The organism is Candidatus Rhabdochlamydia porcellionis (assembly GCF_015356815.2).
GTDB classification, from domain to species: domain Bacteria; phylum Chlamydiota; class Chlamydiia; order Chlamydiales; family Rhabdochlamydiaceae; genus Rhabdochlamydia; species Rhabdochlamydia porcellionis.
The window spans coordinates 864,588-879,979 of sequence record NZ_CP075585.1 but is presented as its reverse complement, the minus strand read 5'-3'; the positions used below and the strand labels follow the sequence as shown (position 1 = coordinate 879,979).

General features: G+C 34.0%; 15 protein-coding genes, 1 other RNA gene and 1 pseudogene. 10 read left to right on the top strand and 7 right to left on the bottom strand.

Annotated features, from left to right (window positions below; translation table 11 throughout):
* Positions 1 to 38: 38 nt before the first annotated feature.
* Positions 39 to 938 carry a hypothetical protein gene (locus RHAB15C_RS04045; RefSeq protein ID WP_194845412.1) on the top strand — a complete coding sequence of 300 codons (900 nt, stop codon included), beginning with the start codon at positions 39 to 41 and terminating at the stop codon, positions 936 to 938.
* A 4-nt stretch (positions 939 to 942) separates the two neighbouring features.
* On the opposite strand, the gene ffs is transcribed toward RHAB15C_RS04045, so the two are convergent.
* The 3 genes from ffs to ruvB form a co-directional block, all read right to left on the bottom strand.
* An RNA gene (ffs, locus tag RHAB15C_RS04040) (signal recognition particle sRNA small type) lies at positions 943 to 1,040 on the bottom strand.
* A gap of 199 nt (positions 1,041 to 1,239) precedes the next feature.
* Complete coding sequence (locus tag RHAB15C_RS04035) at positions 1,240 to 2,415, bottom strand: SpoIID/LytB domain-containing protein (RefSeq protein ID WP_194845413.1); 1,176 nt, start codon at positions 2,413 to 2,415, stop codon at positions 1,240 to 1,242.
* A 12-nt stretch (positions 2,416 to 2,427) separates the two neighbouring features.
* Entirely contained in the window at positions 2,428 to 3,426 is a 999-nt protein-coding gene (ruvB, locus tag RHAB15C_RS04030; RefSeq protein ID WP_194845414.1) for a Holliday junction branch migration DNA helicase RuvB, read from the bottom strand.
* A gap of 120 nt (positions 3,427 to 3,546) precedes the next feature.
* Here ruvB and dcd point away from each other — a divergent pair, with 120 nt between their 5' ends.
* The 6 genes and pseudogenes from dcd to RHAB15C_RS07510 all read left to right on the top strand — a co-directional run bounded on the left by dcd (position 3,547) and on the right by RHAB15C_RS07510 (position 7,661).
* On the top strand, positions 3,547 to 4,113 hold the full coding sequence (gene dcd, locus RHAB15C_RS04025) for a dCTP deaminase (protein WP_194845415.1): 567 nt from the start codon (positions 3,547 to 3,549) through the stop codon (positions 4,111 to 4,113).
* A 59-nt stretch (positions 4,114 to 4,172) separates the two neighbouring features.
* Positions 4,173 to 4,505: a hypothetical protein gene (locus RHAB15C_RS04020; protein ID WP_246587516.1), complete on the top strand. Its 333-nt coding sequence runs from the start codon at positions 4,173 to 4,175 to the stop codon at positions 4,503 to 4,505.
* Positions 4,498 to 5,769, top strand: coding sequence for a hemolysin family protein (locus RHAB15C_RS04015; RefSeq protein WP_194845416.1), 1,272 nt, complete (start codon positions 4,498 to 4,500; stop codon positions 5,767 to 5,769). The genes RHAB15C_RS04020 and RHAB15C_RS04015 overlap by 8 nt, the downstream gene beginning before the upstream one ends.
* The gene (locus RHAB15C_RS04010) at positions 5,769 to 7,010 is read left to right on the top strand and encodes a hemolysin family protein (RefSeq protein WP_194845417.1); all 1,242 of its coding nucleotides are present in this window, start codon (positions 5,769 to 5,771) and stop codon (positions 7,008 to 7,010) included. The genes RHAB15C_RS04015 and RHAB15C_RS04010 overlap by 1 nt, the downstream gene beginning before the upstream one ends.
* A 166-nt stretch (positions 7,011 to 7,176) precedes the next feature.
* A pseudogene (locus RHAB15C_RS07515) lies at positions 7,177 to 7,284 on the top strand (PD-(D/E)XK nuclease family transposase); the annotation flags it as partial.
* A gap of 122 nt (positions 7,285 to 7,406) precedes the next feature.
* A complete protein-coding gene (locus RHAB15C_RS07510) occupies positions 7,407 to 7,661 on the top strand; it encodes a hypothetical protein (RefSeq protein ID WP_320412550.1) in 255 nt (84 codons plus the stop codon).
* A 40-nt stretch (positions 7,662 to 7,701) separates the two neighbouring features.
* Here the strand turns inward: RHAB15C_RS07510 and RHAB15C_RS03995 are convergent, their stop codons facing one another.
* From RHAB15C_RS03995 to RHAB15C_RS03980, 4 genes are read right to left on the bottom strand one after another with little or no spacing between them, the layout of a single operon-like run.
* On the bottom strand, positions 7,702 to 8,835 hold the full coding sequence (locus tag RHAB15C_RS03995; protein ID WP_194845418.1) for a cysteine desulfurase family protein: 1,134 nt from the start codon (positions 8,833 to 8,835) through the stop codon (positions 7,702 to 7,704).
* Positions 8,832 to 9,611 carry a protein phosphatase 2C domain-containing protein gene (locus RHAB15C_RS03990; protein WP_194845419.1) on the bottom strand — a complete coding sequence of 260 codons (780 nt, stop codon included), beginning with the start codon at positions 9,609 to 9,611 and terminating at the stop codon, positions 8,832 to 8,834. Before RHAB15C_RS03990 ends, RHAB15C_RS03995 begins: the two co-directional genes overlap by 4 nt.
* A 31-nt stretch (positions 9,612 to 9,642) precedes the next feature.
* Positions 9,643 to 10,515 (bottom strand): CPBP family intramembrane glutamic endopeptidase, encoded by an 873-nt coding sequence (locus RHAB15C_RS03985; RefSeq protein WP_194845420.1) that lies wholly within the window; start codon positions 10,513 to 10,515, stop codon positions 9,643 to 9,645.
* 11 nt (positions 10,516 to 10,526) lie between these two features.
* Complete coding sequence (locus RHAB15C_RS03980; RefSeq protein WP_194845421.1) at positions 10,527 to 11,189, bottom strand: CT253 family lipoprotein; 663 nt, start codon at positions 11,187 to 11,189, stop codon at positions 10,527 to 10,529.
* Positions 11,190 to 11,565: 376 nt separating this feature from the next.
* Here RHAB15C_RS03980 and RHAB15C_RS03975 point away from each other — a divergent pair, with 376 nt between their 5' ends.
* The 3 genes from RHAB15C_RS03975 (at position 11,566) to RHAB15C_RS03965 (ending at position 15,385) form a co-directional block, all read left to right on the top strand.
* Positions 11,566 to 12,012, top strand: coding sequence for a hypothetical protein (locus tag RHAB15C_RS03975; RefSeq protein WP_194845422.1), 447 nt, complete (start codon positions 11,566 to 11,568; stop codon positions 12,010 to 12,012).
* Between the two features lie 256 nt (positions 12,013 to 12,268).
* Positions 12,269 to 14,062 (top strand): MFS transporter, encoded by a 1,794-nt coding sequence (locus RHAB15C_RS03970; protein ID WP_194845423.1) that lies wholly within the window; start codon positions 12,269 to 12,271, stop codon positions 14,060 to 14,062.
* A gap of 99 nt (positions 14,063 to 14,161) precedes the next feature.
* Positions 14,162 to 15,385 (top strand): hypothetical protein, encoded by a 1,224-nt coding sequence (locus tag RHAB15C_RS03965; protein WP_194845424.1) that lies wholly within the window; start codon positions 14,162 to 14,164, stop codon positions 15,383 to 15,385.
* The last annotated feature ends 7 nt before the right edge of the window (positions 15,386 to 15,392 follow it).

Genomic DNA, 15,392 nt, shown 5'->3' with positions numbered 1-15,392 from the left:
TATATTTACAAAATATTTTTTATAAAAAGATGGGTCTTATGAAAAGAAAACAATGGGTTATTAGTGTTGTTTGCGGAGCGTTAGCTTGCGCTTCAACTGTTTCTGCAGAGAGTAATTTAGACTTTTATGGTGAATATATCTATTTAAAACGCAATGATATAGAGAAAACGACTCTTGTCAAAAACACGAGTAATCAGACCAGTGCTTTATCTAATATACGTGATTTTGATTTTAAATCAGGCTATCGTGTAGGAATTGTTTATACAACTGATTGTACTAACAGCTTGGAATTTAATTATTTACATGTTAACTCTTGGGGTTTTAATAAATCAGTATTTGGAAATCAAAACTTGCTTATTCCTTTAAAGCAAAATGCTTCTAGTTTTCCAGCAGCAGATCTAGTTAGAGAAAAGTATCGTGTGGCTTTTTGTGCAGGAGAAGCAAATTATTGGTATTATTTGACCCCAAGAGCGCAAAATTATTTTTCCTTTGCTACTTTGTTTGGCTTTCACTACTTTCGCCTGGAAGAGAAGTTAAAGCTTCTATCAATCACTAATGCTATTGTGAATCCTTATTTTGTAAATATGCGCAATGATATGTTTGGATTGCAATTGGGTTGTCTTTTACAATCTAATCCAACAGATGTTACCTATTGGAGCATAGCTGCCAAAGCAGGTGGTATAGCAAATAATTTAAGATTGGAAAAGTCTCTACAAGGTAAGAGGGAGCGAGTAAGAGCGGGGTTTTTTACTGAGACTTCTGCTCAAGTAGGTTGGATCCCAGTTTCATGGGTAAAGTTTTATGCGGGATATCAAATGATCTTTTTATATGGCATTGGAACAGCGCCAGAACAGATATCTCAGAGAAGAAGTTGTATACATCATGATAGCAAGACGATTTTTCAGGCTGTGTTTGGTGGAATGGCTTTTACTTTTTAAAGAAAAGCCGGAGATTGATTTCTGGCACAACAAAGATTCCTTAAGGCTGCTACTTTCCAGTTCTGACCTGATTCAGGTTCTGCAGTTCCAAAATATCCCCGGCAAAGAACATCGTAGCATTAAGTTGAAATTCTGAGCAACTTTAAAAATGTTAATATGAGAAAAAAAAGAATTTGCTAGCATATGGGAATGGTATAAGTATTACTCTCTTTTTAAGTGGATTAGGAGTATTTTTTTTATCCTTCCAGAAATATGTTTATATTTTCGTGCACTTAAGTCCTCTTATCTGAAGAATTTTTATTTAGAGATTCTTTAATCTTTCTATATGTTCTAATTTGGTATTAGGAAAAAAATGACTGAGAATTTCGGGGGTTTTTTTTGCATTTTTTGCCATAGAGATAGCGCTAAATAAGCATAATCCAACGCCGTGTCCTTTTCCATGACCTGTAAAGTGGATTGTTTTTTCATCTGCGTCAATGGTAAAGTCATTACTTTTGAGTTTTGCACCTAATTTTTTCTGCAGGGTGAAAAAATCCATCTGTTTTACTTCATTGTCATCTTTATAACGAATAGCATAAACCTTACGTGAGTCTGCATCTTGATAAAGATCTAACGCTTGTATGCTTTTAACATCTAGTAGACGAGCTAATTGTTGTTTTGAGATGATAAAAGACCAGTTATGATTCTCTCTTTGTGCAGATGCAACAGGGGAATCAACCCCTAATGGAGTCGTGACGTTTTTACGGAAAACGCTAGACAAAGAAGCTGTTTTTCCTGCGCTATCTTCTGTCCAAGAAGCTTCAAATGGCTCTGATTGATAGGTAAGAATCATATTGCGTGTGCGAAAGATACAAGCTGGAATACTTGGATTTTGACAAGCGAGGGCACTGCCTTGGTAGTCAATTTCTGAGCTAGTAACATGCCAATGCAAAAGAGGATCTTTATTTGCTAAGTAATAGGCTTTAGTTCGTGCAATAATAGCTAGTGCATCCATAACCTCTTCATCTAACTCAGGCAAGGTTGAAAAGGAAAGCACAGATCTTAGGTAGTTTTCAATATCAATCTCATTGATAATGTGAAGTTTGCCTTTTATATCGTATATTTCTACACAACCTTTGTATTCAATCCCATTAACTAAGATGGTACTTTGAGAGTCCCCTGGAACAAGGCGAATTTGAGAAACTCCTGGAAAGAGCTCACCCCATTTTAATCCTGCTTCTTGAGAGAAGATGGGTTGTTTTTTAGAGTAAATGCCACTTGCAAGTAGGAAGTCATTTTGAGGATTATACACGAAATAACGTCCTTTGGCTTCTAAAAAAGCTTGAGGCAATTCTTTATAAAGTAAGATTTTAATCGTTTGAGGTTTGTATTTTTTAGAGATATCACTTAAGGTCTGTGTATTTACAGACGCTTCTTTACTATGGCATAAGCTATGTGCAATTAATGAGAAGGTTACAAAAGCAAGCAGTAGCTTCATACAAGATCTCCATCAAGTTTTAAAAGGGATTTTAAGGTGTTCATAAGCCAGAACAGTAGCTTCTCGACCTCTTGGCGTACGCTTTAAAAATCCTTGGGTAATTAAATAAGGCTCATATACTTCTTCTAAAGTATGAATTTCTTCAGAAAGAGCCGCAGCTATTGTACTAATGCCAACAGGCCCTCCTTGATAATAATCAATTAAAGTGGACAAGATTTTTTTATCCATCTCATCTAAGCCTAGTTCGTCGATTTCCAACATGTTTAGTGCTTCATTTGCAAGAGGCTGATCAATTTTGCTAAAACCTTTAATTTGTGCAAAATCACGAACCCATTTTAAGAGATTATTGGCAATTCTAGGGGTTCCTCTTGCGCGTTTTGCAATGGATAGACAAGCTTCTTTTGTAAGAGATATTCCTAAAATTTGCCCTGTACGCATAATAATTTTTTCTAAGAATCTAAAACAATAATAATTTAGTCTGAAATTTAGAGTGAAACGAGAACGTATAGGGCTGCTTAAAAGTCCTACACGAGTAGTAGCTCCTACCAGGGTAAAGCGATTGAGTTTTACTTGAATGCTGCGAGCAGAAGGACCAGAATCAATCATTAAATCTAGAAAGAAATCCTCCATAGCAGCGTAGAGATATTCTTCAATGGCTCTATTTAACCGATGGATTTCATCAATAAATAAAATATCTCCCTCTTTTAGATTGGTTAAAATACCCGCCAAATCACCTGCTTTTTCAATAGAAGGACCCGAAGTAAGTACAAGATCTGTTTGCATAGCTTTGGATAGAATGGTTCCTAGAGTGGTTTTCCCTAGGCCAGGAGGGCCATGAAAAAGACAATGCCCAAGAGGTTCATTTCTTTGCTTAGCTGCTAAGATAGACACTTCTAGCCGTTTAACAATGGTATCTTGTCCCACGAATTCCGATAAGGCTTGCGGTCTTAATGGAATCTCAGCAAAATCATCCTTTTTATTCCAAGATGAATGGGTAAAGCTATCGGGCATAATTTGAACCTATGATCAGTAACTAATGAAAACTCTAGCAGGAAATCGAATTCACGCGCTATACCTATCTCTTTTAAGAAGCGTAAATTTATAAACATAATTGAAGGAGAAAAAATCAATATGACTCTACAATCAGATCGTTGGATTCGTTACATGGCAGAAGAACATGAAATGATCGATCCTTTTGTAAAAGAACAGGTGCGCTACGTAGAAGGAAAGAAAGTGATTAGTTTTGGGCTTTCAAGCTATGGCTATGATTTAAGGGTAGATAGACAATTTAAAATTTTTACAAATACTCATAACTGTGTCATAGATCCAAAAAACTTTAGTGAAGATGCCTTTGTGTATAGAGAAGTAGAAGAATGCATGATTCCTCCTAATTCTTTTGCATTGGCTCGTAGTGTAGAGAAATTTCGGATCCCAAGAAACGTGCTTGCGGTTTGTGTGGGCAAGTCTACTTATGCTCGCTGTGGTATTATTGTCAATGTAACACCTTTTGAACCTGAATGGGAAGGATATGTGACTCTAGAGATTTCTAACACTACTCCTCTTCCTGCTAAAATCTATGCAAATGAGGGATTAGCACAAGTTTTATTTTATCAAAGCTCAGAAGAGTGCTTAGTCTCTTATAGAGATCGAGATGGGAAATATATGAAGCAGGAAGGGATTACTTTGCCCGTGGCTTAAAGTAGAAAAAAAAGAACAGATACTCTAAGTATTAAATTTTAGAGGGCTTTTGCTAGTATATGCAATCAACCAAGCAGATTAAGAATAAAACCCATAAACCTATCCTTAGAAAAAATGCTTTTTTTCAATATGGATGGGTACTATTGTGTATGCTGTGCTGTTGTTTTATGTATTTACATGCTATAAAAAAAAAGAAGCAGGTATTAGAAGTGCTAAAGTCTCAATTATACGCTCTTCAATCTGAAAAACAATTTTTATTAGAAGAAAAAGAAGACTTAAAGCTACAAATTAACTCTCAAAAAGATCCAGCATGGATTGAATTAACCTTGATGAAAGGTTTAGGGCTAGTTCCTGAGGGGCAATTAAAAGTCTACTTTACGAAAGATGAGTGATTCTTTGGGATTAGCCTTTGCTACTTTTTTACTAGTATTGCTTCTTCTATCCTCTGCTTTTTTTTCCTGTTCAGAAGTAGCATTATTTTCTTTATCTTCAATGAAAGTCAAAGTTTTTAGAGCAGATGCAGATCAACGTAAACAATTGGTTGCTCACTTGCTCTCTTCTCCTCGTGATTTAATCATTACGATTCTGGTATTGAATGTAATTACCAATATTTTATTCCAGAATGTCATATCTAGTTTATTTGGCGCTTTTTCTGCGTGGATTTTACATATTGGCCTACCTCTTGTGTTAACCTTGATATTTGGTGAAATGATTCCTAAATCGATTGGTCTTGCCAATAATGATGCGATTTCCTACCGAGTGGCTCCTTATATTTATCGATTACAAAAGTTTTTTTTACCTATTAGAAAAATTTTAGTAGCTATTACACAATTTCTCATGAGATTATTATTTTTTTTCTTGAAAAAAGAGTCTGATATCTCAGTTGATGAATTAGAACATGCTTTAAAGGCATCTCATCGGTTAGGAGTGCTAAATGAAGAAGAAACAGAACTTATACAAGGTTATTTGCAATTAAGTGAATCCCAAGTCAAAGAATTGATGAGACCTAGAGCTGACATTCTATTCTTTGATTTGGAAGAGCCCTTAACAAAACTTGTACGTATATTTGTGGATCAACAATGTTCTCGAGTTCCTGTTTGTCAAAAGAATCTTGATTCTGTAATCGGCATTATGACTAGCCAAATCTATTTTCTTCACAAAGAAAAACTACATCAACCAAAAGATATGATAGCTATTTTACAAAAACCCTTTTTTGTCCCTGAAATGACATCAGCTCCTATGCTTTTAAGACAAATGCTTGATAGACAAGAATTTTTAGCTTTAGTAGTCGATGAGTATGGATCTGTATCAGGTTTAATTGCTTTGGAAGATTTGGTAGAAACAGTTGTTGGAGAGATTGCAGATGCAAGAGATGAAAAAGCTGATTATACTTCATCTGGTAAAGGCATTATCATTGCAAGTGGCAAACTAGAACTCTCTGAATTTGAAAAGATCTTTGGGATAGCTCTACCAAGTATAAATAACATGATTACTTTGGGCGGTTGGTTAACAGAGCAAATAGGAGACATTCCTAAAGCAGGATTTAAACACACGGCGCATGGTTTTTTATTTCATGTATTAGCCTCAGATCATAAACGTGTGCGTCGCATATATGTAAGACAACTAAAGGTATCTTCTTCAAAAGGAAGCTCTTGATGCAATCTTGGAAGTTTTTTTTCTTTCTTACTCTTCTTTGTCTAGTTGTACAAGGATTTTTTTCTATGACGGAAATGGCTTGTGTTTCTTTTAATAAAGTGCGCTTGCAATACTATGTTAGTAAAAAGAAAAAAAGTGCTCTTTGGTTAAATTATTTGTTAAATCATCCTGCTCTTTTATTTGGAGCAACACTTATTGGAGTAAATACCGCTTTATTTTTTGGTTCAGAATGCTCTCGTCGTTTTTATGATGCTATTGGCTTAAATCCTGATTTTGCTCCTCTATCGCAAATCATGCTTGTTTTAATTTTTGCAGAGATTACCCCCATGTCTTTAGGTAGACGTTATGCAGAGTGTATGGGATTATTTGGGGTGCCTTTTTTGTACTTTTTTTCTTTATTATTACGTCCTATCATCTTTATTTTAGATCTGTTTTGTAGGTGGATTAATTATTTAATAGGAAACCCTATCTCTTCTACGGCTTATCTTTCTCGTGAAGAGTTGCAAAATGCTATTGAAGAGAGACAAAGCCCTCCTTCAGATCACACCAATAAGCAAGAATTAAATACAATTGTAGCAAACATTTTTTCTTTAAAAGCAAAAATAGCTAAGGATATCACTCAGCCTTTAACTCAAATACCACTTGTTCCAGCTTTTTGTACGATAAAAGAGCTGCGTCGTTTTATAGAAGGTAAACAAATAGTCTTTGTACCCATTTATCACCGTCATCCACAAAATATTATTGCAGTTGCTTACTTAAGAGATTTGCTTCGCATTCCTGAGAATAAACGAATAAAAGATTATGCAAGATCTCCTTGGTTTATTGCTCAAACAACCTCGGTTTTAGATATTTTAAAGCAATTTCGTCATAATAATCAGAGCTTAGCTATTGTATTAGATCGTAAAGGCTTAGCTAAAGGAGTTTTAACCTTGGATTCCATTGTACATGAAATTTTTGGAAAATCTTCTATCTGGGAATCTTTTTCTGATATTTTGCCTAATGCTTTTCATGTGGTTTTAGACCGCAGTTTTCCTGCTCAAATGCGCCTTGATGAATTTAATAAACAGTTTGGCGTACATCTTTCCTATCAGAATGCAGAAACTTTAGGAGAAATAGTGGTGAAAGCTCTAAATCATAACCCTTCTCCAGGGGACAGCGTGCGGATTGATCGCTTTGAGTTGACTGTAGACGAGATTTCCTTTTTAGCCATTAAAACCGTATTGGTAAAAACCATTTCCTAGTCTGCATTCCTAGTAGATCTATAGAAGTAGTATAGCAAACGCTTTTAATTCGTATAATGTTGAAAAATCACCTATTGTGAGAAGCTTAAACTTCATAACGATCTAGATTGCTAAAACGAGTTCATTGTATAATAGATACATCGGCTCATTAAATGAGACTTAAGGTATGGCATTTTCTAGATATTTAGACCCAAAAAACGATATCGCTTTTAAGAAGATCTTTGGTTCAGAAAAAAATAAAGATATCCTCATCCATTTTTTAAATGACATCCTTTGTTCTTTTAAGAAAAATCATATCTACAAAAGATTATAGGAAATGACAGCATTATTAAAAAAGCATACACCGCTCTTAACCAATTTCATTGGGATGAGAATGAACTCAGAGATTACGAAGATATGAATCGTGTTATCATGGATAACATGGCTATTTTAGAACATAAAATGAATGTAGGAGAAGCTAGAGGAGTTAAGAAAGGTAGAATTGAGGGTGAAGTAATAGGTATGAAAAAAGGTAAAATTGAATTAGCAAAACGTCTATTACAGAATGGAGTAGCAATAGATATGATTGCTCAATCGGCTGACTTATCTAAAGAGCAAATAGAAAGTTTACAAAAATGTGTTTTAGCTGGAGTTAATGTCGTCAATTTCTAAGATAAGTTCTTCTTTCCACTAAAAGAAGAAAAATCAACCATTAAGAACGAAGATCTTTAATTGTTTTAGCAATGAGTAAGCTTGCTGATTTGATCTCTTCCTCTGTAGTCATACGAGACAAGGAAATCCGAATAGAAGATCGAGCAAATGGATGAGAAATCCCCATATTTACAAGAATACGAGAAGGCTCTAGAGCTCCAGATGAACAAGCAGATCCATGACTTATTGCAATACCCTTCATATCCAGTGCAATAATCAGATCTTCTCCTTGAACGTCAGGAAAGCAAAGGTTGCTTGTATTGCAGATCCTTTTCCCAGAGCCATTAATGATAACAGGAGCTGCTTGTTCTATAAGATAAGCCTCTAATCGATCTCTTAATGTAGCCATTTTTTCTGTAGCAGAGGGTAGATGCTCATATAGGCATTCTACAGCAGCGGCCATTGCGGCAATCCCACCTAGGTTTTGTGTGCCAGAGCGTCGATTGAATTCTTGACCCCCTCCTGTAATAAAAGGGTATAAGGCTAATTCTGGACGTATAAAAATACAACCTACTCCCTTAGGAGCATGCAATTTATGTCCAGAAAATCCCATAGCAGAAACGCCACTGGGAATAGAAAATTTTTCTTTTCCTAGAAGAGCTACTGCATCAACGATGAAAGCAATGTCGCTTTTTTTTGCTATTTGAGCAATTGCCTCTATATCGGTTTTTACTCCTGTTTCACTATTTACAGCTGAGAGGATAATCATGCGTGTTGAAGGAAGGATTGCTTTTTCAATTTGATCTGGATGAACAGCGCCATGTAATCCAGCTTGCAAAAAAGACACGTGAGTGCCTCTTTTTTGCAACATAGTCAAATTGTTATAAATACAAGCGTGTTCTACATCAGAAGTAATGACGTGTGCATTTAGCCTATTTTCTAACATGCCATAGATCAAAAGATTCATGGATTCTGTGCCACCTGATGTAAAGATAATCTGATCAGATGGAACTGTGAGATAGTTAGCAATGATATCTCTATAGCTTTGTAATCTTTTTTTAGCTGCTTGTCCAAAGCAGTGGATAGAGGAAGGGTTTCCTACAGGTTCTGCGCACTCTTGAATAAGAGCATCTAAAGATTCTTGTGCAATTGGAGTAGTTGCGTTATTGTCTAAGTAAATAGCGGTGCTAATCATAGAATATTTACTAACAATAAAGTAATATTGTCGTGTCCTCCATTTTTTAAAGCTTTTTGCAATAGATGGTTTCCTCTTATCTCTAAAGAACAAGGGAGTTTTAAGATGCTATGTATAACTTCATCATTGACTAAATTAGAGAGACCATCACTGCATAAAAGATAGATATCACCTGGTTGTACACTATAACTTCCTACATCTGGTTCTACTTCTATATGAGTTCCAATGGCACGTGTAATTACATTGCGGAATAATAAAGGGCGAGTGTGTTTAGAGCTATCAGATGGTCGTCCCCATTGAATATGACGCATTTTATGATCTTTGGTTAATTGCTCAATGCGGCTACGTATGCGATATAACCGACTATCTCCTACGTGAGCATAGACCAAATAGTCATCAAATAACATAAAACAACAAAGAGTAGTTCCCATTCCTTTATACTCTTTAGCTTGCTTTGCTTTTTGTAAGACTGTTTTATTCGCTTGGTGGACAGCTTTTTTCATATGCTTCAAAAGTTCTTGAATAGATTCTATACTAGGTAGTTCTTGAATAGAGGAGCAAATGCTCTCTACTGCGGTATAAGAGGCTACTTCACCTGCATTATGACCACCCATACCATCTGCTAAAGCATAAAAACGCTTTTCTGGAATTTCTTTCCATGCATCTTCATTATTGGCGCGTGAAAGTCCTATATCAGAAATACCAAAGCTCTGAACATCACGGCGAGTAGTTGCCATTTTTTCTCGATCCTCTCTTTCTTTTTTGGTACATATCATACTTTGTTCCTTTAAATCGATAATATTTTTTTTATTCCATGGGAGATAGAAGGATACGGGCTACACTTACTATGTTTAAAGTCATATGTAGACTAATCGATGCAAATAAAGAACCTTGACGTTCATAGATAAATCCCAAGAAAAGAGCAAACACAAATAAAGAGAGCAGCAAAGAAACATTACCAATTCCTTGGCTAAATGAGAAATGAAAGGCAGAAAAACAAAGAGAAGAAAAGACAATTGCCAAGCTTTTTTTTGTATATCTTTTTAAATAAGACTGCAAACATCCTCGAAAAAGCAGCTCTTCAATAATTGGTGCAGCAAGCGTGATCATAATTAAAGCAGGTATGAGTTGAGAAGAGGAATAGATAGATTTTTTAAGATATCGAACAGCTACTTGTTCATAGGTTTCTAAGTGAGAAAAAAGATAAAGGATAAAGTCAAACAACTGACCTACTGCAATAACAACGGGAAAGCTGATTAGCCATGTTAATATACCCATTCCTATATCTTGTGCTAAAGATTGATTACAGTTTGGTTTTTTCCAAATATGCTTCCAAATAGTTCTATTGTGGCTAGATAAAACAGCTCGAATTAAGAAGAAAGTAACTGTTATGATAAAAAGTTGTAGCCAGCTTAATATAAATACAGGAAGAGGATTCTCTGGCTCTATTATCTGGTAGATCAGCTTAGATAAAGTAATTAAAATAGGCAGCCCTAAGAGGGTCATGCATAAATAGATGACAAAGACACTTAGAAGTTGAGCTAAAGAAAAAGGAACATTTGCACAAGATCGATCATGAAAAAATCCACGTGACTTGGCAGTAAATAGAGTAAATAACCCAAGGATTCCAAATAACAGGATCGTTGTCAAATAGTCGCTGCTTATAGAAGAAGTTAACATTAAGAGTCCTTTTAATCGTTATGAGATGCTATAAGAATATAATCTTCAAGACGATTGCAGATGTGTTTGATAAATTGTGAATGTGCAAGACCCATAGGAGAAATGGTAAACATTTCATGACCCCATTTTTCTTGTTGGAAATTACTACGTGTAAAGGGTCTAGGAATGAAATGAGATTCATGTACTAGTTCTTGTAAAACTACTTTAGGCTCATTTTTTCGCAAATCCAAAATACGTACTCGCATAGTCATTAAAAGTTCAGCAGAGCACTTTTTAGAATCAATAGTTTGTTTATCATCTTGCCTTACCATTTCGTTGTGTTCCACAAGTTCGAGAAACACGATAAATCCATGATGAGAAAATGCCTTTTTAAGCCAGCTAATGTCTTGTCCAAAAGGATTTTGGTTTAAGACGGGTTGTTGAGTAGTTGTACGGGTTTTATCAAGATTTATTAAAGAAAGGTGATTTTTTTGCGCAAGCTGATGGGTAATGCAATAAGTGAATTCATCGGATAGGCTCCAAAAACTATCTTCTTCGGTGCTATCAATGACAGGAGCAATGGCTACAACAGGTTTTAACGTTACTTGTATTTGTTGCTTGTTTTCTTCTTGAGGAATTAGATTCAAATTGCAACCTGTAACAAGGAATAAAGCAAAAAAAAGTGCTCGTGGCATAATAGCTGTCTCCAAAAAACTTCTTAAAAAAACTAACATAGCAAATTTCTTTTCTTTTTAGAAAGCACTACTCCAGATTTTTCAGACCTACCTAAGGTTTAACAAGAAAACTTTATAGATTATCTTTTTTAAAAATATTTCTTAATATATTTAAATTAATTTTTTAATTTTAAATTAATGATTATTAATAATTTATAATTAATTTTATAAAATATAATTATAATAATATATTTTAATTTCAATTTTTGATAATATAATTATATTAAAACTTAATGAAGAGTAGTTTAATTACAGATTTTGTAAATATAAATCTATATCTAATAGTTTTAAAACTTAAATATTTTTATAAAAACATAAATAAAGGATATTAAATAATATGAGTACTTCTCCATTAACAAATACTTTTCCATTGAAAAGTATTTTAAAAAAAGAAAATCACCTAATCAAGGGTGTTCAAAATTCAGAAACGAAAACTGGAGTAAAAACAAATAAGTCTTTTCAAAAAAAGGTTTTTAATTCTTTTAAAAAACTTTCTTTAAAAAAAACTTCGAATAAAAAAAGCACGTCTTTAGATCTGAAACCTTCGATCAATATAGAAAAAAAACCGCAAAAAAAAGTTATTTTTGAGCTAGACAAATTGAAAGAGGGCAATTATTTGAAAATGAAACCTGCTCTGCCAACTGTACTTACACATAAAATGTTGCAAGAAAAAAGCCAATTATTGGCCAAGAAACAAGAAAGGCATTTTAAAGGAGATCATTCTTATTATCAATCTATGGGAAGCCTTGAAGAAGGGTATCTAAAAATTTGGGAATGTACCTAAAAAGTTGTTAATTTACCTGTAAGCTCTTTTTGCAATGATATTTTGTTAATAAAGAGCTTTTTTTATTAAAGGTTAATATTCATGTAAGTCATTCTGTTTACATGACTTAATTCAAATTAATTAACTTTGAAGATCAACTTAGTATCCATTATATTTAAAGTCAACTATTTTTAACTTTTTTAATAGAATTATTGTTTTAACAAACATTAATATTTATTTGATAAAATAGAAACGGAATTAATTATAGAGTATAACTATGGCTATCCCAAAAGATATTTTTATACACAATCCAGCTCTTTTACTACAAAATGACGAAACTCCAGTTTTTGATATTTTGGGCTATCTAAAAGATTTTATACTTTCTAAAGAAGGTGAAATACTTCCAAGCAAACTTGAAAAAGTTGTAGATGTATTTAATACACAGGTTCAAATTGTGGGCCATAGCACATTTATTGGATATTTATGCACTTCTTTAGCTAAAGAAATTACCAATTCTACTTCCCTATCGCTTACTAAAGGTGTTCTAAACGATATAAACACACTGATATTTGGAGCTTTATATGGTTTAGCTGCTGTGCAAAATGGTTATCAATTAGCTCAAGACCAAAATCTTAACGAGCTTCTTAAACAAGAAGATGTTTTAGCTTTACAAGGGCTTATCCAAAATGTACCCATTTCTAGTCAGTTAAACCAGTTAAAAACATCTTGGGACGGATTGGACCCTAAAGATCAAGAGTTTAAAAAGCAGCGTTTTAAACAGAAAATAGCAAATCTTGCAACAGGTAGCTTGAAAAATATACAAATACAGCCCTCTGATCTAGATGGGCTTTTACAGATTTTGCAAGCACAAGACGGCTCTGATGAAGTTCATAAATTATTTGGCCTAAATGACAAAGAGTATTGGGAATTTACTCCTTTAGAGGCTCTAGGTCTTTTAATTGATCAGCATAAAGTTAAGACCCGTAAATGGGTGCAGCTTAAAGAAGCATCAAGCCTTCCTGTTGCCCAAGCAGTTGATAAAGCTTATAGAAGAGGATTATTAGAAAGAGTCAATAATGGGAATGAGCTAGTACAAAAAAATGCTAAAACAGAGATGAAAAAATTAATGGGGCGTGTACGTGTAGAAAGTACTAAAACCAAAAAAATTCATACAGCTCTTCTCCTCATTAATTTGCTAGGTGCTATTCTATCGGTTACCGGGATACTAACCCTACCATTTGGTGTTGGTATTGCGATTTCTGCCTTATCTTTTCTTATTACAACCGCATCCATAGGATCAAAAGCTTATCTTGCTAAAAAAAATCTATCAGATACTCCTTGCGGTAAATATGATAAAGCTATTGTTATTACTATTGCCATATTACTTGGAATCTCTTTAATTGCGCTTACGGGGATAACATTAGGTTTTGGTTTATCTCTTGTCCAATTGGGTGTTGCTTTAGGTATAGGGTCCCTTGGTATGGGGTTTCTAGGATATTACTACCACTTACTCACTCAAAAAGACGCTCTTTGGAAACAGGCTCACCCTTCTCTAGAGGTATTTCAGACATTTCTTTTTCAAAAGAAAAAGTGGGATCAAGAAGTGCATGGTTTATTTAAAAAGCTACCTAAAGATGTACGCATGGTCCTTCGTCAGAAACATATACAGAAAAATCTCCCTAGTAAGATATCACTAGGAAATAAGATTTCAGCTCTTAAAAAGACTTCAAAATATTTTTGGAATCAGTGGTTAATTTCAGGTTTAGACAAAGACCGTATACTAGCTTTAGAGATTCAAAGTGTATATGAACAAGCCAAATACGTTCTCTGTTTAATGAAAGGGCTTAAAAAAGATTTAGAACAACAGAAAAAGATTTTAGAAACTCATTTAAAGCAAGTTTTAGAAAATCCACAAGTAAAAGAACAGTGGGAGCAAGATCTTAAGTATGTCTTCTATAGAAAAAGAACTTTAAACAGTTTACGCAAAGATATACGCGAAGTAAATATTATTTATCAAAAAATCTTAACGAAATCTTTACCTTATACGAATTGTATAACGCCAAACGGCTAATCTTAATATATATTTAATATTAATTAGTTATTAACACTCTTTGTTTAATAGATAATTATTTGATTTTATGTTATAATTTAGTTCTAAAAAGGAAACTATATGAGCATAACATTAGAAACACTTAAACAGTTTGTTTTACCAATGGATTCTTATAAGAATCGTAATAAGTTTAGTGATTTATCTTTAAACACTTTGGGTGTACTCGGTAATTTAGCAATGCAGATTAAAAGAGTATTGCCTAAAGAGGATTCTTCTGTTTTAAACTTTGTAAAATGCTTAAGTTTTGTTTCAGCGGGAAATAACTTCTATTTAGCAGGTGTAAATATCGAACAATCTGCCGATATTAAAGATATAGCTGGGCAAAGAATAAATGAGATAAAGCAAGTTCGTAGTGCCATGCAGTTCTTGTCTGGTATTTTCTATTTTTCAAGTTTAGGTTTAAGCGTATCTAGCAGTATTGCTTCTTTCAAAACGATTATCATCGCATCAAAAATTCTTAGCAAAACCACTACCGTACTTAGTAATTCAGCTGTATTTCTTATGTTATTGCTTACATCGATGAAACTGCATGAACAGCTTGGTTTTCAGCAAGAATTGGACAAGAGGTTAAGCGAGTTGCAACAGGCATCTCCTCAAGAAAAAGAAAAAGCCATTGTAGCATTTCTACAAGAACAAATAAGTGTATCTAAGCCATCGCAAGAACAGCTAAAGGCAAAACTACAAGACAAGTATAACAAGAAACCAATAGAAGATATTACTAATTCTAAAAAATATTATCATAAAGATATACATGCATATGTAGCGCATCGTTTCCCTAGAGAGATTTCTAAAAAAGAAGCAGCTAAAGCAGCTCATATGAAGCGTATAACTAATAGAGATTGCATAGAGCTCATTAAAAATATGGATAATGCCACTATGGGTTCTACACTAGTAAAAGTACAAGAGGTTACTTATAAAAATATACTATTTAACTATCTGGGAATAGGACTGGGAAGTATTGGACTTTTAGGTCTTGCTATTTCTTTTATACCAGGAGCTGCGTTTGTTACTTTATCTACTGTTTTAGGTTTAGTTCCCACAGTAGCTTTTTCTACGCTTGGAGTATATGACTTAGTTCAGTCATTGCAAAATAATAAAGAAGGACTCTACGATCGCTTGGTTCTTATTGCTACAGGCTGTGTAGGGATTATTACGTCAACAGCTCTATATGTCTTAACAGAACACATCTTGGTCAAGTGTGCGGCTATTCTTTTAGCTGTTATTTGGTTATCACTTCTTTATTACGTTTCTTTACGTTTGGAAAATCAACCAAAAAGTGCGTAAAAAGAAC